We start from the raw sequence: 25,041 nt of genomic DNA, 5'->3' as shown, positions 1-25,041 counted from the left end.
TAATCCTTCAGATCTATAACAGAAAGAGCAACTCAGAGAGTTGCTCTTTTTTATTGAATCAGTTTATGCTGATGAGTCAGATGTTCGATCACATTTTAAGTCATAGAGTACATCCTTATGGATTTATTTATCGGCAATAAAAACTATTCATCTTGGTCAATGCGCGCTTGGTTGGTCTTGAAAAACTTTGACATACCCTTTCAAGAGTATTTAATTCCATTTGATGATTTTCAGATTGATGGTGCATTTAAACAAAAAATTCTTTCGATTAATCCAACGGGAAAAGTTCCAGTACTGAAGCATGATGATTTGATTGTTTGGGACTCATTAGCCATTTGTGAGTACCTTGCAGAATTATATCCTGATAAAAAATTATGGCCACAACAGGTCAAGTCACGTGCGCGAGCACGTTCGATTACTGCAGAAATGCATAGTGGATTCATGGCATTACGTAGTATTTGTCCAATGAATATTGAAGCAGAATTGACAACGGTCGGCAAAAAGTTTTGGCAGGAAAGTGTGCAATTGCAACATGATGTACAGCGTATTGAAGCGCTTTGGAATGCTCGTCCAAATATAGATGGGTTTCTGTGTGGTGAAGATTTCACTATTGCTGATGCATTTTACGCACCTATTGTGATGCGCTTTATCAGTTATGGCATTCCTTTGAACGACGAAAGTCAGCGCTATATGCAAAGTATATTAAGCAATACGGCAACACAACAGTGGATACAAGAAGCAAAAAGAGAACATCACCTTGTTGAATGTGAAGAACCATACCGTACAAAATATTAATGTTCATTTGATTTAAGCATAAGCTGTAACCTGAATTGGGTTGCAATCGCGTTTTTTGCCAGATATACAGCTTGATCTGCATGGCAAATGATTTGTTCAGTTGAATCGTGTGGGTATGCATAGCAATACTAAAACTTGCCGTTAAATGAATCACAGGTTATTCATTGAGCGGAATATAAAGGTTTTGGATGGCTTGCCTACATTGTTCCACAAGATTATTGGCTAGATCCATTTTTGAACGTCAACTAAGTGAGTCCAAATTTAATTTTTATTTATTGTGCAGTATTTTGATCTCGAATTTGGTTACAACCATGAGACTTTGCAACGAATAAAGCTTGATCGGCTTGTTGTAGCACTTGATTGCTCAACGCTTCTGGCGTTGAAATAGAGATCCCGCAGCTGGCTTGTAAGAGTATAGATTTCGTTTGTACTTTAATGGTTTTGGTTTGAATCAGGCGTGCTAAGTTTTGGGTCACATGTTTGGCTTGTTCTAAATTGGTGTTGCTTAAGATCATGATGAATTCATGTTCACTATAACGGCCAATAAGATCTGTGTCATGTAAATGCTGAGACAGAATAGTTGCAATGCTGAGTAAAGCCGTATCAGCATATTTCAAGCCAAACTCTTGTTGAATTTGTTTAAAATTATCGACATTTAATAAAATAATTGCATAATCGACCCCAACTTGTGGATGTAATTCTTTGAGATAAGAATTAATACCGAACTGATTGTAGATGCCTGTGAGTGGGTCAATTGCAACGGGATTTATATTTTGATACTTACTGATCCAAGGATTTATAAATTTATTTTTAATTACATTTTTAAAAAAAACATGTAGACGATGATGTCGTTCCGAATTGATTGTATGGTTCATTATAATTTACCATCCTTATTTTTAAAATATTTTTAGTTTTTTGTAGGCTTATCTCAACATAGCAATTTTTATAATCTTTACCAAATTTTGGTTTATTAATTAAACGATATTATTAGCATTTTATCAACAAAAACGTGATTTATTTTGCACTTGGTTTGAGTTGTTGAATTTGGGTCTAAATGAAGATTTGAGTTGAAGTGCTTGTATTATTTTTATATTCGAGGCACTGGTCAACACGGTGGTTGACCAGTGCTGCTTTAGTCTTGATCGATTTTATGGGCGAATTCAGCAAGATCTGCTAATGATCGTTTGGCTTCTTCAAACCATGGGCTAAACATTTGAAAATTATGCCACATGCCTGTATAGATTTTATAGGTCACAGCTACGCCAGCTTCTTTAGCATATTCTTCGAAACGTGCGGCATCATCTAAAAGTATTTCTTTTGAACCAATTTGTACCAGTGTTGGTGGCAATCCTTTTAAGTCACCATAGATTGGAGACAACTGTGGCAGTGATTTATCGATACCTTTAGGGACGTAAAATTCGATTCCTGTTTCAAGAGCTTCAACTGAAAGTAACGCATCGTGTTTGGCATTATAGCGTAGAGATTCACTGGTTAAGGTCAAATCTAAAAAAGGTGACATTAGAATCAGTGCACTCGGTAATTGAGCTGGATCTTCCTCTTTTAGACGTAGTGCTAATGCGAGTGCTAAGTTTGCACCACAAGAATCGCCTGACACAATAATGTCTTTGGGCTGAATACCCTGATCAATAAGTTGTTGATAGATATCGTATATGGCATCACTGGCTTCTGGATAGTGATGTTCTGGCGCCAAGGGGTAATCAATATGCAGAACTTGCATTTGAGTCCGTGCTGCAATTTCAGATAGAAAGGCACGATGGGTATTTAAAGAACCAACAAAAAATGCACCACCATGAATATGCAAAATCATTTGCGTGGTTTTAACTTGAGGCTTAATTTCCTCAGCATGAATGCCTACAATTCTTAATGATCGAATCTGAACATCTTTGCGTTGTGGAAAAACTTTAGTGAGTTGTTCTAAAGCAAAACGTAAACTGGTTGGAGGTAAATTAAAACGACTGGGTATTTTAAAGCTCGTTTTTAGCACAGTTTCTGTTATATATTGTTTCAGCGCAGGATTAATTTTCATGCATTTTCCGTATGGTCTGGATTTAGTCTTGTTTTTGATGAGTTCACCAACATTTGTTACAAGGGTACACTAAATAGTCACATTCAAAAATTGCAAATTTGTTGTGATTTTTGAATACTGTAGAAGTCAAATTTGACTAGGAAAATGAAAAAAATGAAAAAAATTGTACTTGCATTAGGATTACTTGCAACGACTGTATTTGCAAATGCTGCTGATCCGTTGAATGGCACTGTTTGGAAAACCATTGATGACCAAACCAACCAACCTAAAGCACTGGTTAAATTTACAGAACAAAAGAATGGGACTTTGTCCGCTACAATTCAAAGTATTTTAACCCCAGGTGAAGAAACATCTTGTGAGAAGTGTGAGGGGCCATATCACAACAAACCTTTAAAAGGTGTGACAATTGTGCACGGTTTAAAAAATACTGGGGGGAAAAGTTATGATGGCGGTACAATCTTAGATCCAAAAAATGGTAAAACTTATAAATTGAAAGGCGAGTTAGCCGGTAATAAACTAACACTACGCGGTTATATTGGGGTTTCAGTTTTAGGTCGTAACCAAACTTGGATTCGTGCCAATTAAATTGGTTTAAAAAATAAATAAAAGCCTGAATTTATTCAGGCTTTTTTATGAAAAACTCAAAAATATTTTGAATTTAATTTGAGTATTTATTTTAGAGTACGGATGTGATCTTCATTAAATCCAACTACAAAGCCCTGTCCAAAATCAATCACAGGACGTTTGATTAAACTGGTATGCGTCGTTAGTGCGAGAATGAGTGCTTCTTCACTGGATAATGCCTGCTGTTGCTCTTGTTCAGTTAATTTTTTCCAAGTGGTGCCTTTTTTATTTAGAATAAGTTCCGCACCCACTTGATCAAGCCAATTTTTTACAGTAAGTGTATCAACACCTTGTTTTTTATAATCATGAAACTCATATGACAAGCCTAGTTCATTGAGTAAATCAAATGCTTTTTTCATAGAATTACAATTCTTAATACCATAAATTTTTAACATCATTTAGCCTCAATCACTTTGTTTATGCAGATTGAGCAGAGTAGCAAAACGAATTGATAAAGTGCAATTGTTAGTAATAAATAATCAAGCATTTAAGTCGTACTAAATGTCATTAAAATGCAAACAAAGTTCAGGATAATGAGAGGTATCAGTAGAGTCGAAACTAAAGTAGTGAAACTGATAAAGTAAAAAATTATTTTTAAATTGAATAAATAAAATAGATGGTAGGGTTAAAGATTATAAAAAGAGAAAACCCGCATTTAATCATCCTGATCATGCGGGTCTCAATATAACGTCCATTGTCTCATCCTTGGAAAACAACTACTTAACGTAATTGTTTTCTATCCATCCTACGGCGTCCTATCCCTTTGTGGTCATCCTGACCATGTCCCTGTGCCGTGCAGCAATAATGCACTTATTGATCTTGAATAAAAATGCGCTAACACGACAAATATTGTACGAAATTTACCTATATTGAGTAAACACTCGTTCACTTAATGTGAAGCAGCGAACTAAATTTGATAATCAATAATCACTGGGGCATGATCACTAAACCATTCCTCTTTATAGACCCAAGCATTGACCGTGCGGTCTTTCCAGTCCGGTGAGCAAGCATGGTAATCAATGCGCCAACCCACATTTTTAGCGCGTGCTTGGCCTCGGTTGGACCACCAAGAGTAAAGTTCCGCTTCTTTACGCACTTCACGGAAAGTATCCACATAGCCGAGATCATCATAAATATGATCGAGCCATGCACGTTCATGGGGTAAACAACCCGATGATTTTTGATTGCCTGACCAGTTTTTAATATCAATCCGCTTATGCACGATATTGTAATCACCACAGACGATGACTGATTTATTTTCATCGCGCCATTGTTTTAAAATTTGTTGGTATTGTTCTAAAAAATGATCTTTGCGTGCTTGGGCTTCATCGCCTGAAGAGCCTGAAGGCAAATAGAGGGAGCAAATATGAACAGTTTGCTCTAAACCTAGATCAAATTCAGCTGCAATAAAACGACCTTGACTGTCAGCAAGTTCAAAGCCGAGTCCATTTTTAACTGAAATAAAGGGGAGGCGGCTATAGATTGCAGTACCCGCATAGCCCGGTTTTTCAGCTGGGAAAAGATGGGTATGCCAGCCTTCAGGTTTGAATTTATCAGTCCATTGAACATGAGTAATACGACTTTCTTGCATGCATACCACATCTGCCTCAGACTTTTCTAACCACTCCAGTAAGCCTTTGGTGACAGAAGAACGTAGTCCATTGACGTTAATTGAAACGACTCTTAAAATTTTTTGATCACTTGGATAGCTACTCTTTGGTATCATGCGCAGTCATAACCTCAATGTATGAATTTTTGGAGCACCTCATGTCAACGCCAGCTCAATTTGACCCACAAGCTTTTATCGAACTCGCATTATCACGTGGTGTGCTTAAATTTGGTGAGTTTACTTTAAAATCAGGTCGTGTGAGCCCTTATTTTTTTAATGCGGGTTTACTCAACGATGGTGAAGCATTATCGCTTTTAGCTCAAGGTTATGCAGATAAATTAACACAATGTAACAACGTGGAAGTGATTTTTGGCCCTGCGTATAAAGGTATTCCATTTGTAGCCGCAACGGCTGTGGCTTTGTCACAAGTGCATGGCGTAAGTGTACCTTGGGGTTTTAACCGTAAAGAAGCTAAAGACCATGGTGAAGGTGGTGTATTGGTTGGTGCTTCTGTTGAAGGTAAAAAAGTTTGGATCATTGATGATGTCATCACGGCAGGGACTGCGATTCGTGAAGTGGTCACCATTCTTAAAAATGCTGGTGCAACAATTGCAGGCGTATTGGTTGCTTTAGACCGTGAAGAAAAAGGTCAAGGGACTTTATCTGCAATTCAAGAAGTTCAGCAAGAGCTTGAAATTCCAGTGCATGCGTTAATTACCATGAAAGATTTAATGGACTTTTTGGCTGCGAAAGGTGAAAAAGACGCTTTAGCGAAAATGGAAGATTACCGTGTGAAATATGGAATTTAAGCTGTTAGATTAAAAACAAGAATATTAGCTTAGGACGTAAATAACGTCCTAAGTTTTAGAATAAAAAATATATTTGGTTTAGGCAAAAAATTTTAGATTTCAATCTCGATAAAAAATCCGTGTAATTTTATATCCCTGCCATAAATTTTCTCTATTTTGCAATGGATCAAGTGATTCAAATTAAAAGTAGAATGAACTTGTGCGAAAACTCTTTATTTAAATGTGAAAAGCACAATCACCTTAATCTGAGTAAATGGGGAAATTTTTGTCACATTGCTTACATTCCAACATCATCCCTAATTTCTCTTTACGTCCTGCTTCAGTCGTTACCCATGGGCGGTTTTGCCACGGTGGATTGTGTCGAACATGTTGTGCGTGACTGCAAGCTAAGTCAGCAACCCAATGCTGTTCATCATCTAAATGAAAGCCAATAATCGCTTGCTGCATATGTTGCTCCTGATTGATCTTCACAATTATAGATAAAGCTTTAGTGAGAATGTGAAAACACATTTCAGTAATCTCCGCTATACTTTTCCCAATTTAAAAATATCAGAGTAAAAGATATGCGCGTACTTGTTGTGATGGATCCCATCGAAAATGTAAACCTTAAAAAAGATTCGACGATGGCTATGCTATGGGCGGCTTCTCGTCGTGGACATGAACTAGGTTATACATTACAGCAAGATTTATATATCGATCAAGGTAAAGCTTTTGGTTTGATTTCACCTTTAAAAGTGTTCGAAGACTACAATCATTACTATGAATTGGGCGAGCCAAAAAAAGAATCGATTGCAGATTATGATGTGGTGTTGATGCGTAAGGATCCACCTTTCGATATGAACTTTGTTTATGCTACCTATATTTTAGAACAAGCGGAACGAGAAGGGGCGTGGATTATTAACAAGCCACAAAGCCTACGTGACTGCAACGAAAAACTTTTTGCGACACAGTTTCCAGAGCTACAAGTACCTACTTTAGTTACTTCACAGGACAGTTTGATTCGTGAGTTTCTGAAAGAACAGGTGGATGTGATTGTAAAACCACTTGATGGCATGGGCGGTACAGGTATTTTTCGCCTATATCAAGATGGCATCAATATTGGCTCGACGATTGAAATGCTGACCAATAATGGCACTCAACCAATTATGGCACAGCGTTATATTCCTGAAATTGTTGAGGGCGACAAACGCATTTTGATGATTAATGGTGAGCCAGTACCTTATTGCTTAGCGCGTATTCCACAAAATGGTGAAGTTCGTGGCAATCTTGCGGCAGGTGGGCTAGGTGAAGCACGTCCTTTAACGGAAAATGATAAAGCCATTGCGGCAAAAATTGGCCCTGTTTTAAGAGCAAAAGGTTTGGTTTTTGTGGGGGTGGATGTGATTGGAAATTATGTCACTGAAATTAATGTGACCAGCCCAACTTGTATTCGTGAAATTGATGCAACATTTGGTACTTCAATTGCAGATGATTTATTTGATGTACTCGAGCAAGGTCGTCCATCGGCATAGGTTTAAATGATTTATAAAAAAGAGCCGAATGCGGCTCTTTTTTATATCCTTGAATAAGGATGTGTTTTAAAAAGTTGCCAAACTATGGCTAATCCTAAACTGGACAGCACCGTGGTAATCCAGACGATATTGCTCCAATTGTGTGTATATGAAACCAATAAAGCACTCAACGGTGGCAGTAAAAATTGCGCCAATGTGGAAAGTTGTAAAATAAGTCCGACATTTGCAGCAATCGCATTATGTTGTGGTGCATATACAAACTAGTGGAAAATACTGTCGCGGGAATAAATCCGCCGATCGTAGAAAATAAAATCACACTTAAATATTGCCAACCGAAGGCTAAATAACTTGATAAATAGAACGTAATCCAACTCATCAGCAACATGGTGCCAAAACCGTATCGCATCAAGGTTTTGGGCTGTAATCCACGATGTAAAAGTAGGCCAGCAGCCAGTGTCCCAAGGATATTGGCAATAGAGACGAATGCAGTCAGTGCGCCTGCACTTTTAAGTTGAATTTGATGATTCAGATAAATACTGGGTAAAAAACCAATCCCTTCAAAAAAGCGCAATAAAAATAGACTATAAATGTTGTCAGTGAGCAGCCCACCGATGCTGGCACAACCTAAAATGATCAGGCCGGAAAGGAAGCATTTTTTTAAGCCGATTTTTTCTGATAAGACCCCAAAACTCAATGCAAAGAACATTCCTGCGGCTTGAACCAGTGATAAGGCCAAGCCGGCTTGTGTTAGAGAAATATCTAGTTATTTTTGTAAAATTGGAATAATTGTGGCAAGTTTCCCAACATGCATCGCGGCTAAGTAACCCGCTAAAATAATCCAAACATCATGTCGTTTCATCTGTGGTGTCACAATATGGTTTCATCCATGAAAACAAATTGGTGGTTTTGAATGTAGGGAGAATATTTATAACTTTATAGTGAATTAAATACATAATATTATATATTTTTTGCATGATAAGATAAATTTAGGCCTAATTTTTGGTGAAATTCCAGCTGAATTTTAAAATTCACTTTTTTGTTGTAGGTATCTTCAGCTATACCTTTGAATGAGTAATAATGGATGGAAGATTGAGAGAATTGTATTAATTTTCTTCTTTTTTCATGGATTAATAATAAAACTAGTTTAAACTTTCATTTCAGTAGAAAAAAACAATGAAATGCTAGGTGAAAAAAAGTAAATAAACTTTTCCCTATAGGCGTTTGTGATTACAATTGGTTTTTGAAAATTTACTTTTCTCATCTTATTTTTGAATTGAAGAATTAGACCGTGACTAAACCGCAACAAAGCACAACCAAAAACGTTATGATGATGGCAGCTGGTACAGGTGGACATGTATTTCCTGCACTTGCTGTCGCTCAAAAATTGCAACAGCAGGGTTGTCAAGTATCTTGGTTGGCGACGCCTACGGGTATGGAAAACAGATTATTAAAACAACATGATATTCCAATTTATCAAATTGATATTCAAGGTGTGCGTGGTAATGGTGTGCTACGGAAATTGGCTGCACCTTTTAAAATATTAAAAGCAACTTTGAGCGCAATGCGCTATATGAAACAGCTAAATATAGATGCTGTCGCGGGTTTTGGAGGATATGTCGCGGGTCCTGGTGGTTTAGCAGCACGTCTATTGGGTGTTCCAGTATTGATTCATGAGCAAAATGCAGTTGCAGGCTTCACCAATACACAATTATCTCGTATCGCCAAAACAGTTTGTCAGGCGTTTCCAAATACTTTCCCTGCAAGTGATAAAATTGTTACCACAGGCAATCCTGTACGTGCTGAAATCACCGCAATTTATAATCCATCTTGGCGTTACCAAGAGCGTAAGAATAGTCATGAACCGATTCATATCTTGATTGTGGGTGGTTCTTTGGGTGCGCAAGCTTTAAATGAGTGTGTCCCACAAGCATTAAAACAATTTGCTTTGCCATTGAAAGTATTTCATCAATGTGGTCAAAATAAACAAGAATCTACTCAGGCGTTATATGCCAATGCTCCTGAAAATTTAGAGGTTGTTGTACAACCTTTTATTGAGGATATGGCGCAAGCTTATGCCGATGCCGACTTAATTATTTGTCGTGCAGGTGCTTTGACTGTGACAGAGGTGGCAACTGCCGGCGTAGCAGCAGTCTTTGTGCCACTACCTAGTGCAGTAGACGACCATCAAACAGCCAATGCAAAATTTTTAGAAAATATTGGTGCTGCGAAAATTTGTTCGCAAACCACAATGACACCAGATTCGTTGAAGGATTTATTAACGCCATTGATGAACCGCCAATTACTGATGGAAATGGCTGTAAAAGCTCGTCAACAAGCTCAACCCGATGCGACACAACGCGTGGTTGGTTTAATTCAAGATTTGTAAGTTTTAGAGTAGATTATGTCTCCAACAAGCCCTGCTGATAAAGCAAAAAGCCTGATTAAAATCCCAGAAATGCGCCGTATCAAACATATCCATTTTGTGGGTATTGGTGGTGCAGGGATGTGCGGTATCGCAGAAGTTTTAAAAAACCAAGGCTATAAGGTCTCTGGCTCAGACATTAAAGCATCAAAAACGACAGCACAACTCGAAGAAAATGGCATCAAAGTTTATATTGGACATGCTACGGAAAATATTAAAGGTGCCAATGTCTTGGTGGTTTCCACCGCAATTGATACAGAAAATTTAGAAATTAAAGCCGCGATCGAAACTCGAATTCCAGTGGTGCGTCGTGCTGAAATGTTGGGTGAGTTAATGCGTTATCGTCATGGTATTGCCGTGGCAGGAACACATGGTAAAACCACCACTACGAGTTTAGTGACGTGTATGTTGGCCGAAGAAAACATGGATCCAACGTATGTGATTGGTGGGTTGTTGAATCGAACTGGCGTGAATGCCGCATTAGGTGCGAGTCGTTATATTGTCGCTGAAGCGGATGAGTCTGATGCGTCATTTTTACATTTAGAACCGATGGCCGCCATTGTGACCAATATTGATGCGGATCATATGGATACGTATGGCGGTAGCTTTGATGTACTAAAAGATACCTTTATTAAGTTTTTACAAAAAATGCCTTTTTATGGTTTGGCGGTAGTCTGTGGTGATGATGCTAATATCCGTGAAATTATGCCACGTATTGGCCGTCCAGTTCTAACCTATGGTTTTAATGAAGACAACGATATTCGCGCCATTGATGTTGAACAAATTGGCATGCAATCGCATTTTACGGTATTGCGTAAAGGACGTGATCCGCTCAAATTAACCATTAATTTGCCCGGTTTACATAATATCTTAAATGCACTGGCCGCAATTGGTATTGCAACAGATGAAGGCGTTTCAGATGCCGCGATTGCTTGTGCCTTAGAAGGTTTTAGTGGCGTAGGTCGACGTTTCCAAGTCCAAGGTCAGTTTGCCTTGGGTGATGGTGATGTGAAATTGGTGGATGACTATGGGCATCATCCTAAAGAAGTCGAAGCAACCATTAAGGCTGCACGTGCGAGCCATCCAGATCGTCGTTTAGTCATGATGTTCCAACCGCATCGTTTCTCGCGTACTCGTGATTGTTTTGACGATTTTGTTGACGTGTTGTCACAAGTTGACCAGTTATTATTACTGGAAGTGTATGCTGCAGGAGAAAAACCGATTGTGGGTGCGGACAGTCGTGCTTTAGCGCGGAGTATTCGTTTACGCGGTGAGGTTGAGCCAATTTTGCTTGATCCTGTAGAAGGGAATATCGAAAACATCATGCAAAAAGTGTTACAAGCGAATGACTTGTTATTGACCCAAGGTGCGGGTAACGTGGGAGCGATTTCGTTAGAATTAGCTCAAAATCAATTATATTTAAAATAAGCGCATAGATTGGCTGCTTGCAGAAACCTCTTAGGAGGTTGGTAAGAGCTTAAGTGGTTTAACTTAAATTGACTAACTTTATAAGTTTAAGGATATAAAAGTGTCAAATGCTTCTAAATTCGGCAAAGTAGCGGTATTGCTTGGTGGTAAATCTGCTGAGCGTGAGGTGTCATTAGACAGTGGTAAAGCAGTATTAGAAGCATTATTGCGTTCAGGGGTAAATGCCGAAGCTTTTGACCCGCAAGAGCGTAGCGTCACTGAGTTGGTTAATTATGATCGTGCATTTATTGTTTTGCATGGTCGTGGTGGTGAGGATGGTCAAATCCAGGGAGTGCTGGAGTGGCTGAACGTACCTTATACTGGTACGGGTGTGCAGGGTTCTGCGATTGGCATGGATAAAGTCAAAACCAAACAAATTTGGCAAGGTTCAGAACTTCCAACAGCACCTTATCGTATTGTAAGCCAAGAGACTGACTTGAATGAGGTTATTGCTGCTTTGGGCCTGCCTTTGATTATTAAACCAGTGCATGAAGGCTCAAGCGTTGGAATGAGTAAGGTGGAAAGAGCAGAAGATCTTGCAGGTGCGATTGCCAAAGCCGTGCAGCATGATGCTGTAGTGATGGCTGAACAATGGATTACTGGTCGTGAATTTACCATTTCATTTTTAAATGGCCAACCATTACCTGTCATTCGTTTGCAGCCCCCAGCAGATGTTGCTTTTTATGATTATGAAGCAAAATATAATCGTAATGATGTGGAATATGGTATTCCTTGCGGTTTGACTGAAGCTGAAGAGCAAAAATTACAAGCACTTTGTTTACGTGCATTCCAAGCTGTAGGTGCCAGTGGTTGGGGGCGTATTGATGCAATGCAAGATGAGCAAGGTAACTTCTGGCTACTTGAAGTTAATACAGTGCCGGGCATGACCAGTCACTCTTTAGTTCCTAAAGCAGCAAATGCAGTGGGTTATAGCTTTGATGAACTGTGCGTAGCTATTTTAGAACAAACATTGGCAGGCGATACACAGTAATTTATGGCTCAACTTCCTGTTTCTATGCGACGTAAACGCGCAGCGATTACTTCAATACATGAAAAAGCACCGACCCGTAAGGAAAAATTAACCAATGCGGGTGGATGGGTATTGTTAATTGTTGCGTGTCTAGTGCTGTTGCTTGGTTTTTTTGGATTCTATAAAGTCATCACTGATGCACGCGTTGCAAATTTACAAGTGGTTGGCACAGATTCTGAAATCGCCACACAACAACTGATGCAGCATTTAAAGCCAGTAGTGACAGATAATTACTTTACCTCTGATTTAGAAAAAATTCGTGATCAAGCCTTGCAAGTATCATGGGTAGACCGAGTGGTGGTTTCTCGCGCATGGCCAAATGCAATTCGGGTGCGTGTTATGCCACGGCATGCCATTGCGCGTTGGGGAACAGGACGTCTACTGAGTGATGGTGGGGATGTTTATACTGAAGTGGTGATTAAAGATTATACAAAATTACCCATGTTACATGGGCCACTCAGCCAATCCAAAATGATGATGCGTCGTTATAATGAAATTAATCAGTTATTTCATCCTCTTGGTCTACGTTTAAAAGATTTGTATTTAACTGAGCGTATGACTTGGTTTATGCAGTTTGATTCGGGTTTACGTGTAATTGTGGATCAAGATCAAACCATGAGTAAGTTGCAACGTTTAAGTCATTTGGCACAAACTGATTTAAAACCCGTCTGGTCACAAATTTCTGCTATCGATTTACGTTATCGGAATGGTATTTCAATTCAGTGGAAAAACTCGATTGCACCGAAGATTGTGAATGGTCAGTTTGTTGTAACCAATGATGACATAAGCGTTGCAGATAGAAGAGTTGCAAAGCCATAATACGTGGCTGGATAGAGAGGCATTAAGCCAAATATAAACAATGCAGAAGATGGTATAAGTGATGAGCGAAGCTGTTCCCTCAGTTGTTGCGATAGACATTGGGACACATAAAGTTTCAGTTCTAATTGGTAAAGTGCATGCCCCTGATAAAATTCAGGTTATTGGTATGGCCAGCGCACAGAATAAAGGTATGAATAAAGGCAAAATTGTCAGCCTTGAAAAAGTGACCAATGCCATTAAACATGCCGTTCAAGAAGCAGAAGACATGGCGGAGTGCCGTGTACATTCAGCTTGGGTCTCGATTCCCAGTACAGAATTACAAAGTTTTTATGCTTCAGGTCGTATACCAATTACGAATCCTGAACATAGTATTACCACGACTGAAGTGGTACGAGCTTTAGATTTAGCTAAAGCCAGTCATATGACACCAGATCATTATTTGGCGAGTGCGGTACCGTTGGGCTTTGAGTTGGATGACTCTCCAGAATGGGTACAAAATCCAATTAATCTTTCTGCGCATAGTATGACTGCACATTATCAATTGATGATGCTACCGATTAATATTATGCAAAATCTTGACCGTGCGATGAAAGGTGCCAATATTTCCGTTGAAAAAATGGTGGTTTCCAGCCTCGCAACGGCCGAAGGTAGTTTGTTAAAAGATGAAAAAGAATATGGTGTGTGTTTATTAGATATTGGTGCAGGCACCACTAATATTGCTGTATATATTGAAGGGCATTTGGCTTTAGCGCATACTATTCAGCGTGGTGGTGAAAATGTAACCCGTGATATTGCTGCTGTATTACAAACCACAACAGAAGAAGCGGAACGTGTTAAGTTACTTTATGGTTGTGTAGATTTACATCAAGTTAAACCTGAACATATGATTCAGTTTGAAGCAATTGATGGTCCGCAATCCATTAGTCGTATAGAATTATCAGAAATTATTATTGCGCGTTACGAAGAAATATTAGGTTTGGTACGTGAAGAATTACAAAAACGTGGCGCATTACAAAGTTTGTATCATGGTGTAGTGTTAACTGGTGATGTTTGCCAAATTGAAGGGATGGTAACACTCACACGACGTTTGCTTGGGGTCTCAGCTCATTTAGGTAATCCACCTATACAAGTTTATGCCGATGATCAATATTTATCGGCTTTGCGTCGTTCGATGTATGCAACAGCGGCTGGGTTATTAATGTTTAGCCAAAGTGACATGCAATCTTCTATTGAAGAGCCTGAAGTAAATGATGGTAAACGTCCGATTTTCGAACGTATTGTGAATGGTTGGAATGAACTGAATAATAAATTAAAAGGTATTTTTTAGGTTTATTTTTTTGGGAATATTGTTAGGAAGTTGTAAGCATGCTGTCCGATACTTGACAAGCTTTGTAATGCACAGCATTCTAAAAAACAATTTTTATTATTGAAGATCAAGGCAGTATACGGGCTTAAAGTGGCTGCCATAATTAATTAGGAACTCTAAAGGTCATGGCCTCATTTGAATTTTTAGAAGACGAACAAACCGATAGTAACGGTCAAGCCCGTTTTACTGTGTTTGGTGTTGGTGGTGGTGGTGGTAATGCTGTACAACACATGGTGCAATCTGACATTAAAGGTGTGAAGTTTGTTTGTGCAAATACAGATAAACAAGCGTTAGATCGGATGAATGCACCATTTAAAATCCAATTGGGTGAGCAAAGTACCCGTGGTTTGGGTGCTGGAGCAAATCCTGATGTCGGCTCAATTGCTGCTGAAGAGAGTCGCGAACAGATCCGTCAACACCTAGAAGGTGCAGATATGGTATTTGTGACTGCCGGTATGGGGGGTGGAACAGGTACTGGTGCTGCCCCTGTGGTTGCAGAAATTGCCAAAGAAATGGGTATTTTGACGGTAGGTGTTGTCACTACGCCGTTTAATTTTGAAGGTCGTCGTCGCCAGCGTTCTGCTGAAAAAGGCATTGATGCTTTAGAAGTGCATGTAGATTCATTGATTATTATCCCGAATCAACGTTTGTTAAGCGTTTATGGTGATATTTCAATGCAAGATGCGTATCGTAAAGCAGATGATGTCTTGTTAAATGCAGTGCGTAGTATCTTTGATTTAGTGGTACGACCAGGTCATATTAACCTTGACTTTGCTGATTTAAAAACGGCAATGAGTACCCGTGGTTATGCCATGATGGGCGAAGGTAAGAGTAGTGGTATTGACCGTGCTGAAGAAGCTGCTCGTCTCGCGATTCGTAGTCCTTTACTGGATAACGTGAATATCATGAATGCCAAAGGTGTGTTAATTAACATCACCGGTGGTGCGGATGTTACTTTACGCGAAACAGAAGTGATTACTGATGTGGTCAACCAAATTGTCGATTTGGATGAAGGTGAAGTGTTCTTTGGGACAGTGTTTGATCCAGATGCACGTGATGAAATTCGTGTTACGGTGATTGCAACTGGTCTTACGCGTAATGCCAATGACACTACAGAAATTAAACGTAAAGCTCAGGTCAATATTGCAACGAATATTCAGCAATCTGCACAAAATAGTGTAGATGAAGATGATGTGCCTGCAATTAGTAAGCGTCAAAATGCAGATGCGGCAGTGACGACATCAAGTGCATCACCTCGTTCTACGCCAATGAGCATTCAAGATTATTTGAAAAATCAACAGCGTAAATAATTGATAATTTTTATTAAAAATTATGATGAACAAAAAAGGTAGTGGTTTTCACTACCTTTTTTGTTTTTTATCAATGGCTAAATGTGCTAACGTATAGCAGATTGAGTAAGCAGATCGAGTAAGCATGTTGAAACAACGCACCCTAAAGCGAGTCGTGAAAGCGAGTGGTATCGGACTGCATAGCGGGCAAAAAGTATTTATTAACTTTTTACCACATGTGGTTGATGGGGGAATTGTTTTTCGTCGTATCGATTTAAATCCAGCGGTAGAGATTCCTGCAGATGCAATGCTGATTCAAGAAGCCTTTATGTGTTCAAATTTAGTTCAAGAAAATGCCAAAGTGGGTACCATTGAACATGTGATGAGTGCGATTGCTGGGCTTGGAATAGATAATCTCATTATTGAAGTTTCGGCTTCAGAAGTGCCGATTATGGATGGCAGTGCAGGTCCCTTCATTTATTTACTAATGCAAGGCGAATTGGTTGAACAAAATGCAGCTAAGAAATTTATACGAATTCTCAAGCCAGTAGAAGCATTAATTGAAGATAAGCGAGCTGCCTTTTCTCCTCATCATGGTTTCCAAATTAATTTTACCATTGATTTTGATCATCCTGCCTTTGCCAAAGAATACCAGTCTGCAACTATTGATTTCTCGACTGAAACTTTCGTGTATGAAGTCAGCGGGGCTCGAACTTTCGGCTTTATGAAAGATTTGGATTATCTTAAAGCCAATAATTTAGCTTTGGGTGCGAGTTTAGAGAATGCCATTGGTGTAGATGACACTGGTGTAGTCAACGAAGAAGGTTTGCGTTTTGCGGATGAGTTTGTACGGCATAAAATATTAGATGCTGTTGGTGATTTGTATTTGTTAGGGCATCAAATTATTGCCAAATTCGATGGTTATAAGTCTGGACATGCATTGAATAATCAATTGTTACGGAATATTCAAAGTGATCCGAGTAGCTATGAAATTGTAACATTTGATGACGAGAAGCTGTGCCCAATTCATTTTGTCAATGTGACATAAGTCATTGTCTTTGCGTGGCAATGTTATATTGTTACAATTTTTAGTGTGATTGTTGTCACATTTCAAACTGTATTTGATCTTATAAAAATAGCGTGCGGTTACTTTTTATTGCTTGCCAAACGTAGCATAGCTTGGCTAAGCTTGGGGTCGCTCACAAAAGCGGCGGCATTATGTAACATTTCCTGTGCTGCTGGTGTAATTTGTTTAGCAGTTTTGATGGGTTTTATTTCTGGACGAGTTTTTGCTCTGATGAGAACGTGAATCTTTTGTAACTCTTGCAGTTCATGTATTTGTGATAATTGAGAAATATATTGTTTTTGCAGGTAACCGAGTTGACTAATCATGGCTTGATTTTCACCGGTGATCGTCAGAATACCATATTGATAACAGACCACTTGCCATTGCTCAGGTTGCGGCAAAAGTGGTTGAATTAGTTTAGTAAGTTTTTGCCAATCAGCAACTTGCTTTTTGAGAAACGATAAGTTTCCTGTTTTTATGTGTTGTCTTGTTTGTTGGAAGACGTTTTTCGGTTCAGACATACATTGTTCCTACAAAGTTATGTCTTATCTTAAGCGTTCATTTCAGTGAATATCAAGGAAGAGATCACGCAAGGAACTTTTAAGAACAGTTACCAGAGGTTTTTTATGCATTCGCGCCGTATTCTTTTGGCTTTTTCTTTGGCAGCATCTGCTGCTTCAGTTGCTTTCGCAGATTTAGTTCAATTAGATGCAACTACAGGTGCTTCAGCTCCAGATCGTTTGGAGCAACTTTCAAGAACATTATCGCAAGGGGCGTATACGCATCCTGATGATATTGATCTGCCTGCAAGTACCCAAATCAATGTTAAATTACGTCAGCAAGACAAGCCGATTGAATTAAATAACGAATCTATTGCTAAAAAATATGGTAATAATTCCTATTCTGGGAAAAATTACACTGCAAATACAGGTTCTTCATGGTTGGTTACCCACCCGCTTCCAGATATGAAGCGTGTTAGTTCAACTTATGGTGGTCGGACTATGGGTGGTCGTGCTGAACATCATTCAGGTTTGGACCTTTCTGCGCCAAGTGGTACACCGATTTATGCAACTGGCCCAGGCATTGTGACCAAGTCTGGTTGGGGAAATGGTTATGGCCAGTATGTTGAAATTAACCATGGCAATGGCTATATCACGCGTTATGCACATGCTTCACGTTTAATTGCCAGTATTGGTGATCGTGTGAATGCAGGTGATCATATTGCGAATGTGGGTTGTACCGGTCGTTGTACTGGACCACATTTACATTATGAAGTGGTTAAAGATGGTCAACGTAAAAATCCATCTAGCTATTTAGCGATGTTGCCTTAAGTTTTATTGTGACGATTAGACATCCATTTGATTTATTTAAGTATAGCGATAATTTGAGCGCTATCATCGAATTGAATAGTCATCGTATAAAAGACCGCCTAATTTGGCGGTTTTTTTGTTTTTTTATGAGCAATACGGTATGACTATTTAGTTATTAAATAATGGTGCGTTTTTACATTCATCTGTAACGATAACTTAACAACCCTAAAACATGATACATATAAGATATAGAAAAGAGATCGTATGGAGTAGGTAAGTTATGGTGTATTACGGTGATACAGACGCCCAAGAAACCCAAGAGTGGCAAGATGCCTTTGATTCCGTTTTGCAACATATGGGAACCGATCGTGCTGCATTTTTGCTAGAAAAATTATATCAACAAGCAATTGCAAAACACGTTCCGATTCAGCGGATCAATACGCCTTATTTAAATACTATTTCGGTAGAAGAAACGCCTGCAATGCCAGGTGATCAAGATATGGAACGCCGTATCCGTGCCCTCATTCGTTGGAATGCATTGGCAATGGTACTACGCGCCAATAAAACCGGTGATGACCTCGGTGGTCACTTGGCAAGTTTCGCTTCTTCAGCAACTTTATATGATGTTGGTTTTAACCATTTCTTCCGTGCCAATAGCGATCACTTCGGTGGTGACATGATCTATTATCAAGGTCACTGTGCACCAGGTATTTATGCACGTTCTTTCTTGGAAGGTCGTTTAACTGAAGATCAGTTAAATAATTTCCGTCGTGAAGTGAATGGCAATGGTTTGTCGAGCTATCCGCATCCGTATTTAATGCCTGATTATTGGCAGTTCCCTACGGTATCGATGGGCTTAGGTCCAATTATGTCGATTTATCAAGCACATATTCAAAAATATTTGATGAATCGCAGTTTGATTAAAGAAGAAGATCGTAAAGTTTGGGCTTATCTCGGCGATGGTGAGATGGATGAGCCAGAAAGCTTGGGCGCAATTTCACTTGCAGGTCGTGAAAAGTTAGATAACTTAATTTGGGTGGTGAACTGTAATTTACAGCGCCTAGATGGTCCTGTACGTGGTAACGGTAAAATTATTCAGGAACTTGAATCTGTTTTCCGTGGTGCAGGTTGGCGTGTGATTAAAGTGGTTTGGGGGCGTCATTGGGATCCACTGCTTGATAAAGATACTTCTGGTGCGTTAAAAGCGCGTATGGAAGAAGCCTTGGATGGTGATTATCAGCGTTACCAAGTCAAAGGTGGTGCTTATACACGTGAGCAATTCTTTGGTAAATACCCAGAAGCAAAAGAGCTGATCAAAGATTTAAGTGATGAAGATATTGATAACTTAAATCGTGGTGGTCATGATCCGTACAAAGTTTATGCAGCTTATGCAGCCGCAATGACACGCAATGGTCAGCCGACAGTAATCTTGGCGAAAACAGTCAAAGGTTATGGTTTGTCTGATGAAATTGAAGCGGTCAACAAAACCCATCAAATCAAAAAAATGCATGTAGATTCATTGCGTTATGTGCGCGATCGTTTTAATTTGCCATTTACAGATGATCAGTTAGAAGGCTTGCCGCTGTATCGTCCAGGTGAAAACTCACCTGAAATGAAATATATGAAAGCACGTCGTGAGGCTTTAGGTGGGTATCTTCCTGCGCGTCGTAAAGACAGTGAAGCATTGGCTATTCCAGAGCTTTCAGTCTTTGATGGTGTATTAAAAGGTAGTGCGGGTAAAGAACAATCGACCACCATGGTGATGGTGCGTTTAATTGCGTCATTATTGAAAGATAAAGCCATTAAAGATCGTGTTGTGCCAATCGTTCCTGATGAAGCACGTACCTTTGGTTTAGAGGGGATGTTCCGTCAATTGGGTATTTATGCTGCCCATGGACAAAACTACACCCCAGAAGATCAAGAACAGTTAATGAACTATCGTGAAGCAAAAGATGGTCATATGCTGAATGAAGGGATTAACGAAGCGGGTGCCATGAGTGCTTGGACTGCATTGGGAACCAGTTATTCAACCAATAACTTGCCAATGATTCCAATGTACATGTACTACTCGATGTTTGGTTTCCAACGTATTGGTGACATTGCATGGGCGGCAGGTGATGCCCAAGCGCAAGGTTTCTTGTTAGGCGCAACCGCAGGTCGTACTACGCTAAACGGTGAAGGCTTACAGCACCAAGATGGTCATTCACATATTTTAGCCAATACGATTCCAAACTGTATTTCCTACGATCCTTGTTTTGGTTACGAGTTGGCTGTCATCGTGCATGATGGCTTACAACGTATGTATGTGAATCAAGAGCGTGTGTTCTATTACTTAACGGTAATGAATGAAAATTATGAACATCCTGAAATGCCTGAAGATGCAGAAGAAGGCATTAGACGTGGTCTGTATTTGCTTGAAGACGATACCAAAGCAACAGTACAGTTGATGGGTTCAGGTGTCATTCTTCGTGAAGTGATTAAAGCAGCGCAAATTTTGCGTGATGAATATCAAATTCACTCCAATGTTTGGAGCGCGACAAGCTTTAATGAGTTGGCACGTGATGGTATGGCATGTGAAGAATATAATCGCTTACATCCATTAGCAGAAGAAGCCAAAGAAGCATGGGTATCTAAACAGCTTCGCGGTACTAAAGGTATTGTGGTTTCAGCAACTGATCATATGCGTGCGTATAGCGAACAGATTCGTGCCTATCTTCCAGATAACCGTCCATTTGTGGCTTTAGGCACAGATGGTTATGGGCGTTCAGATACACGTGGTACTTTACGTAGTTACTTCGGTGTAGATGCAGCGCACATTGTCGTTGCAACCTTGAAAAAATTGGCAGATGAAGGTGAAGTAGATGCGCGTCTTGTTAAAGATGCAATTTCTTCATTTGAACTTGATGTTGATCGTCCTGTGGCATGGTTACCTCAAGCTCATCCTTCAGTTCAGGATGTTGCGCCTTATGCAGAACCATCAAACGAGGAGAAATAATCATGCAAATTACAACTCCCGACATTGGTGTCGATAAGGCCACTGTTGCTGAAATTTTAGTCAAAGTTGGTGATACGATTGCTGTGGATGAGAGCATTGTATTGCTTGAGTCAGACAAAGCCTCTGTTGAAGTGCCTAACACTTCAGCAGGTGTGGTCAAAAGTATTCTGGTTAAAGAAGGCGATGAAGTGTCTGAAGGTCAGATCCTCATTGAACTTGAATCAGCAGCAGCGGTAGTACCTGCTCAACCAGAAGTGATTAAAGCCGAAGTTAAAGTCGAAACAGCGCCTGTTGTTCAAGTACAAGCAGCGGAACCAGTTTTGACTCATTCTCAAATCGTTGATGTTAAAGTTCCTGATATTGGTGTTGAAAAAGCACTGGTCGGGGAAATTTTAGTCAAAGTTGGTGATGAAATCTCGATTGATGACAGTATTGTTGTGGTTGAATCTGACAAGGCGACTGTAGAAGTACCAAGCTCAGTTTCAGGCACAGTGGTCAGCGTTGAGATTAAGGAAGGCGATACCGTAAAAGAAGGTGTGGTCATCATTACGGTGAAAACAACAGCTTCTATGCCTACTGCAAATGTAGCCACAGCTCCAACAGCATCAACTTCTGTCGCTACACCAGCACCAACAGCTGCACCTGTAGCTGCATCAGTTGTGACTCAATCTGGTTCGGTAGAGATTGCAGTTCCAGATTTAGGTGTGGAAAAAGCCACGATTTCTGAAATTTTGGTTAACGTGGGTGATCGTGTTGAAAAAGATCAAAGCTTATGTGTTGCTGAGTCGGATAAAGCCTCTGTAGAAGTACCAAGTACAGCTACAGGTGTGATCAAAGCAATTCATGTTGCACTGGGTCAAAGTGTCAGCCAAGGTGTGGCTTTGGTGACGATTGAAGCTGAAGGTCAGGCTCCTGCACCTGTTGCGAAAGTCGAGACAGCAAAAGCAACAACTCCTATTCAAGCAGCAGCTAAAGTACAAGAGTCTGCACCTGTAGTTGCGACTACAAATGGCGTAGATAAGTTGACGAAAGAGCAAAGTGCTGCCAATGCTAAAGTTTATGCAGGCCCTGCCGTGCGTAAACTGGCGCGTGAATTGGGTGTTGTACTGGCAGATGTTAAAGCATCTGGCCCGCATGAACGCTTGATGAAAGCCGATTTGGTTACTTATGTAAAAATGCGTTTGACCGCGCCGCAAGTGGCTCAAGCGGTTGCTCAAGTTTCTGGCTTGCCAAAATTGCCTGATTTCACAGCATTTGGTGGTGTAGAAGAGAAAGCGCTGACACGCTTACAGCAAGTGTCGATTCCGCAATTGTCTCTGAATAACTTTATTCCACAAGTGACCCAGTTTGACGCAGCGGATATTTCTGCACTTGAAGCATGGCGTAATGATCTTAAAGGTAACTTTAAGAAAGAAGGCATTAGCCTGACCATTATGGCATTCATCATTAAAGCCATTGCGCATCTACTGAAAGAAGAGCGTGATTTTGCCGGCCACTTGGCAGATGATGGTAAGTCAGTATTGCTACGTAATGAGATCCATATCGGGATTGCAGTCGCGACACCAGATGGCTTAACCGTACCTGTATTACGCCATCCTGACCAAAAATCAATTAAGCAAATTGCGGTTGAGCTTGGTGTCCTGGGTCAAAAAGCGCGTGATAAGAAACTTTCTCCAAAAGATCTTCAAGGTGCAAATTTTACCATTACCAGCTTGGGTTCAATTGGTGGTACGGCATTTACACCGTTAGTGAACTGGCCTCAAGTGGCAATTTTGGGTATTTCACCTGCGACCATGCAACCAGTTTGGAATGGCGAAGGTTTTGATCCACGTTTAATGTTGCCGTTATCATTGTCTTATGACCACCGTGTGATTAATGGCGCGGATGCAGCACGCTTTACCAATAAACTGACAAAAATTTTAGCAGATATCCGTACGATTCTGCTTTAAGCCAAACTTTAAATCGTAAAAATAAAAAACCTCGCTTTGGCGAGGTTTTTTATTTTTAGAATGTTGTTTTTAAGTTGATAGCGATTGAAAAATAGTATCAAGCACTTTAAAATGATTCACACTTCATTGGGGAGTAGCCGCTTTTTACGCAAAGTAAAAAGGTGATGGTCAACATAATTGTTCAACAGAACGTGGCCACCATAGCAAAGAACCAATTTAGCTGTTGATTCAGCTATTTTTTGTTGGCAAGACCTTTGATTTATCACTCCGCATCGGATAGTTAAAGCTATTCAAATAGGCTAGCAGGAGGGGTAAGTCATCGGTAATTTTTGCTAGCCTGGATCGATAATATGCAAGAGCTTCTGTCTTCTACCCTCATTGTTGCCCTAGCTGAAATGGGTGATAAAACCCAATTACTCGCCTTGTTACTCGCAGTACGATTTAAAAAGCCAGTTCCTATTATTTTAGCTATTCTTGCTGCAACACTGATTAATCATGGTATTTCTGCATTACTCGGTCAATGGATTACTGAAGTGGTTAATCCGCTATGGTTGGTTTGGATTCTAGCATTTGGGTTTATTGGCATGGCATTTTGGATGCTCATTCCCGATGAACTCGAAGATGAAACAGCAAGTATTAAGAGATGGCAAAAATACGGTGTATTTGGTACAACCTTTATTTTATTCTTCCTAGCTGAAATTGGTGATAAAACTCAAATTGCTACGGTCGGTTTAGCGGCTAAATATGACAGTATTGTTTTGGTGACCATAGGTACAACCTTAGGGATGTTAATTGCCAATGTGCCTGCAGTACTTATTGGTGATAAGTTTGCGAATCGACTGCCGATTGCCGCTATTCATAAAGTGAGTGCCTTGATCTTCCTGATATTGGGTATTGCCACATTGGTGACCTATTATTTCTTTTAAAAGTTAGATGAATTTTTAAAGCCCAATACTGATATTGGGCTTTTTTATTGGTGTTAAAATATTTTTATTGCATTTTGATGGTCTATTTATTGTAACTTTTATTAATTCCTTATATCTTACATGGGATTCATAATAATTTATTTTAAAAAGATTTTTTGGGGTTTGTATACATGGTATTTGAGCGCACAACATCACAAGTATTATTTGATAATGGTACGCATAAATGCATTAGTTTTACTAGTTTGGTGAAAGGGGAAGGTGTTCAGGCCAATCAATTTTTAATTTTAGATCATGAGCGTGCTGCTGTACTTGATCCCGGTGGTGACTTGACTTATGTGCCTTTGACCATGGAGTTGAATCGCTATACCCGCTTGCAAAACCTTGACTATGTCATGGCTTCTCACCAAGACCCCGATATTATTACTTCAATGCCGCGCTGGTTGGTCTATACCGATGCCAAAGTGGTAGCTTCTAAACTTTGGGCACGTTTCTTACCGCACTTAAACTCAGCATTTATGAGCGATCGTATGAAAGGTGGCTGGCTGGAACGCTTAATTGAACTTCCGGATCAAGGCGGTGTAATTCCTTTAGGTGAATCTCGTATTATTGTAGTGCCGGCGCATTTTCTGCATTCAGTCGGTAATTTTCAATTTTATGACCCGATTGCAAAAATTTTGTTTTCAGGCGATATGGGGGCTTCGATGGTGGAGGATGCCTCTGTTCCTTTAGAAAATTTCGCAGCGCATATTCCGAAAATGAAAGGTTTCCATCAACGTTATATGTGTTCTAATCGTGTGATCCGTTTATGGGTTAAAATGGTGCGTCAAATGGATATTGAGATGATTGTGCCGCAGCATGGTACGCCATTTTTGGGTAAAGACATGATTAATCAATTTCTAGATTGGATTGAAAATTTAGAATGCGGCATTGATTTAATGGATGAAACCGTTTTCACTTGTCCAGAATAAACAATTAAAAATTGAGTTTAAAGCCTCCTTTTTTAGATT

Annotated in this window: 22 protein-coding genes, 1 pseudogene and 1 riboswitch; of the genes and pseudogenes, 16 read left to right on the top strand and 7 right to left on the bottom strand. The window is 39.7% G+C overall.

Features of this window, described 5'->3' with window-relative positions; translation table 11 throughout:
- Positions 1 to 117: 117 nt before the first annotated feature.
- Entirely contained in the window at positions 118 to 795 is a 678-nt protein-coding gene (locus B9T28_RS12030; protein WP_086204231.1) for a glutathione S-transferase family protein, read from the top strand.
- Between the two features lie 272 nt (positions 796 to 1,067).
- On the opposite strand, the gene B9T28_RS12025 is transcribed toward B9T28_RS12030, so the two are convergent.
- Together B9T28_RS12025 and B9T28_RS12020 are read right to left on the bottom strand one after the other, a co-directional pair.
- Positions 1,068 to 1,670 (bottom strand): GGDEF domain-containing protein, encoded by a 603-nt coding sequence (locus B9T28_RS12025; RefSeq protein ID WP_086204230.1) that lies wholly within the window; start codon positions 1,668 to 1,670, stop codon positions 1,068 to 1,070.
- A 257-nt stretch (positions 1,671 to 1,927) separates the two neighbouring features.
- Positions 1,928 to 2,842 carry an alpha/beta hydrolase gene (locus B9T28_RS12020; protein ID WP_086204229.1) on the bottom strand — a complete coding sequence of 305 codons (915 nt, stop codon included), beginning with the start codon at positions 2,840 to 2,842 and terminating at the stop codon, positions 1,928 to 1,930.
- A gap of 153 nt (positions 2,843 to 2,995) precedes the next feature.
- Here B9T28_RS12020 and B9T28_RS12015 point away from each other — a divergent pair, with 153 nt between their 5' ends.
- Positions 2,996 to 3,427: a DUF2147 domain-containing protein gene (locus B9T28_RS12015; RefSeq protein ID WP_086204305.1), complete on the top strand. Its 432-nt coding sequence runs from the start codon at positions 2,996 to 2,998 to the stop codon at positions 3,425 to 3,427.
- 86 nt (positions 3,428 to 3,513) lie between these two features.
- Here the strand turns inward: B9T28_RS12015 and B9T28_RS12010 are convergent, their stop codons facing one another.
- Both B9T28_RS12010 and B9T28_RS12005 read right to left on the bottom strand, forming a co-directional pair.
- Positions 3,514 to 3,861, bottom strand: a complete 348-nt coding sequence (locus B9T28_RS12010) for a Spx/MgsR family RNA polymerase-binding regulatory protein (RefSeq protein ID WP_086204304.1) — start codon at positions 3,859 to 3,861, stop codon at positions 3,514 to 3,516.
- 512 nt (positions 3,862 to 4,373) lie between these two features.
- A complete protein-coding gene (locus B9T28_RS12005) occupies positions 4,374 to 5,192 on the bottom strand; it encodes an exodeoxyribonuclease III (protein ID WP_086204228.1) in 819 nt (272 codons plus the stop codon).
- A gap of 41 nt (positions 5,193 to 5,233) precedes the next feature.
- On the opposite strand from B9T28_RS12005, the gene pyrE reads away from it, so the two are divergent.
- Positions 5,234 to 5,884, top strand: a complete 651-nt coding sequence (gene pyrE / locus B9T28_RS12000) for an orotate phosphoribosyltransferase (protein ID WP_086204227.1) — start codon at positions 5,234 to 5,236, stop codon at positions 5,882 to 5,884.
- A gap of 240 nt (positions 5,885 to 6,124) precedes the next feature.
- On the opposite strand, the gene B9T28_RS11995 is transcribed toward pyrE, so the two are convergent.
- Positions 6,125 to 6,331 carry a DUF3565 domain-containing protein gene (locus B9T28_RS11995; protein WP_086204226.1) on the bottom strand — a complete coding sequence of 69 codons (207 nt, stop codon included), beginning with the start codon at positions 6,329 to 6,331 and terminating at the stop codon, positions 6,125 to 6,127.
- Positions 6,332 to 6,447: 116 nt separating this feature from the next.
- Between B9T28_RS11995 and gshB the strand changes: the two genes are divergently transcribed.
- Positions 6,448 to 7,395: a glutathione synthase gene (gshB, locus tag B9T28_RS11990; protein ID WP_086204225.1), complete on the top strand. Its 948-nt coding sequence runs from the start codon at positions 6,448 to 6,450 to the stop codon at positions 7,393 to 7,395.
- Between the two features lie 41 nt (positions 7,396 to 7,436).
- Here gshB and B9T28_RS11985 read toward each other — a convergent pair.
- Positions 7,437 to 8,254 (bottom strand): annotated as a pseudogene (locus B9T28_RS11985) (MFS transporter).
- A gap of 429 nt (positions 8,255 to 8,683) precedes the next feature.
- Here B9T28_RS11985 and murG point away from each other — a divergent pair.
- The 7 genes from murG (at position 8,684) to lpxC (ending at position 16,836) form a co-directional block, all read left to right on the top strand.
- Positions 8,684 to 9,781: an undecaprenyldiphospho-muramoylpentapeptide beta-N-acetylglucosaminyltransferase gene (gene murG / locus B9T28_RS11980; RefSeq protein ID WP_086204224.1), complete on the top strand. Its 1,098-nt coding sequence runs from the start codon at positions 8,684 to 8,686 to the stop codon at positions 9,779 to 9,781.
- Positions 9,782 to 9,796: 15 nt separating this feature from the next.
- Entirely contained in the window at positions 9,797 to 11,245 is a 1,449-nt protein-coding gene (gene murC / locus B9T28_RS11975) for a UDP-N-acetylmuramate--L-alanine ligase (RefSeq protein WP_086204223.1), read from the top strand.
- Positions 11,246 to 11,345: 100 nt separating this feature from the next.
- The gene (locus B9T28_RS11970) at positions 11,346 to 12,275 is read left to right on the top strand and encodes a D-alanine--D-alanine ligase (RefSeq protein ID WP_086204222.1); all 930 of its coding nucleotides are present in this window, start codon (positions 11,346 to 11,348) and stop codon (positions 12,273 to 12,275) included.
- A gap of 3 nt (positions 12,276 to 12,278) precedes the next feature.
- Positions 12,279 to 13,133, top strand: a complete 855-nt coding sequence (locus tag B9T28_RS11965; RefSeq protein WP_086204221.1) for a cell division protein FtsQ/DivIB — start codon at positions 12,279 to 12,281, stop codon at positions 13,131 to 13,133.
- Positions 13,134 to 13,194: 61 nt separating this feature from the next.
- Positions 13,195 to 14,460 (top strand): cell division protein FtsA, encoded by a 1,266-nt coding sequence (ftsA, locus tag B9T28_RS11960; RefSeq protein WP_086204220.1) that lies wholly within the window; start codon positions 13,195 to 13,197, stop codon positions 14,458 to 14,460.
- A 164-nt stretch (positions 14,461 to 14,624) separates the two neighbouring features.
- Positions 14,625 to 15,809: a cell division protein FtsZ gene (gene ftsZ, locus B9T28_RS11955; protein ID WP_086204219.1), complete on the top strand. Its 1,185-nt coding sequence runs from the start codon at positions 14,625 to 14,627 to the stop codon at positions 15,807 to 15,809.
- A 124-nt stretch (positions 15,810 to 15,933) separates the two neighbouring features.
- Positions 15,934 to 16,836 (top strand): UDP-3-O-acyl-N-acetylglucosamine deacetylase, encoded by a 903-nt coding sequence (lpxC, locus tag B9T28_RS11950; protein ID WP_086204218.1) that lies wholly within the window; start codon positions 15,934 to 15,936, stop codon positions 16,834 to 16,836.
- 98 nt (positions 16,837 to 16,934) lie between these two features.
- On the opposite strand, the gene B9T28_RS11945 is transcribed toward lpxC, so the two are convergent.
- Positions 16,935 to 17,375 (bottom strand): DciA family protein, encoded by a 441-nt coding sequence (locus B9T28_RS11945; protein WP_086204217.1) that lies wholly within the window; start codon positions 17,373 to 17,375, stop codon positions 16,935 to 16,937.
- Positions 17,376 to 17,480: 105 nt separating this feature from the next.
- On the opposite strand from B9T28_RS11945, the gene B9T28_RS11940 reads away from it, so the two are divergent.
- The 5 genes from B9T28_RS11940 to B9T28_RS11920 all read left to right on the top strand — a co-directional run bounded on the left by B9T28_RS11940 (position 17,481) and on the right by B9T28_RS11920 (position 25,002).
- Positions 17,481 to 18,185, top strand: a complete 705-nt coding sequence (locus tag B9T28_RS11940; RefSeq protein WP_086204216.1) for a M23 family metallopeptidase — start codon at positions 17,481 to 17,483, stop codon at positions 18,183 to 18,185.
- Positions 18,186 to 18,444: 259 nt separating this feature from the next.
- Complete coding sequence (gene aceE / locus B9T28_RS11935; RefSeq protein ID WP_086204215.1) at positions 18,445 to 21,159, top strand: pyruvate dehydrogenase (acetyl-transferring), homodimeric type; 2,715 nt, start codon at positions 18,445 to 18,447, stop codon at positions 21,157 to 21,159.
- Positions 21,160 to 21,161: 2 nt separating this feature from the next.
- Positions 21,162 to 23,108, top strand: a complete 1,947-nt coding sequence (locus B9T28_RS11930; RefSeq protein ID WP_086204214.1) for a 2-oxo acid dehydrogenase subunit E2 — start codon at positions 21,162 to 21,164, stop codon at positions 23,106 to 23,108.
- Positions 23,109 to 23,224: 116 nt separating this feature from the next.
- Positions 23,225 to 23,368: riboswitch (yybP-ykoY riboswitch) on the top strand.
- A gap of 90 nt (positions 23,369 to 23,458) precedes the next feature.
- Positions 23,459 to 24,034: a TMEM165/GDT1 family protein gene (locus B9T28_RS11925; RefSeq protein ID WP_086204213.1), complete on the top strand. Its 576-nt coding sequence runs from the start codon at positions 23,459 to 23,461 to the stop codon at positions 24,032 to 24,034.
- Between the two features lie 170 nt (positions 24,035 to 24,204).
- Positions 24,205 to 25,002: an oxygen-binding di-iron domain-containing protein gene (locus B9T28_RS11920; protein WP_086204212.1), complete on the top strand. Its 798-nt coding sequence runs from the start codon at positions 24,205 to 24,207 to the stop codon at positions 25,000 to 25,002.
- Positions 25,003 to 25,041: the final 39 nt, after the last annotated feature.

Origin of the sequence: Acinetobacter silvestris, assembly GCF_002135235.1 — a bacterium.
Lineage (GTDB): Bacteria > Pseudomonadota > Gammaproteobacteria > Pseudomonadales > Moraxellaceae > Acinetobacter > Acinetobacter silvestris.
Note: the sequence above shows the minus strand (reverse complement) of the source record. Positions and strands in the feature narration are given on the sequence as shown.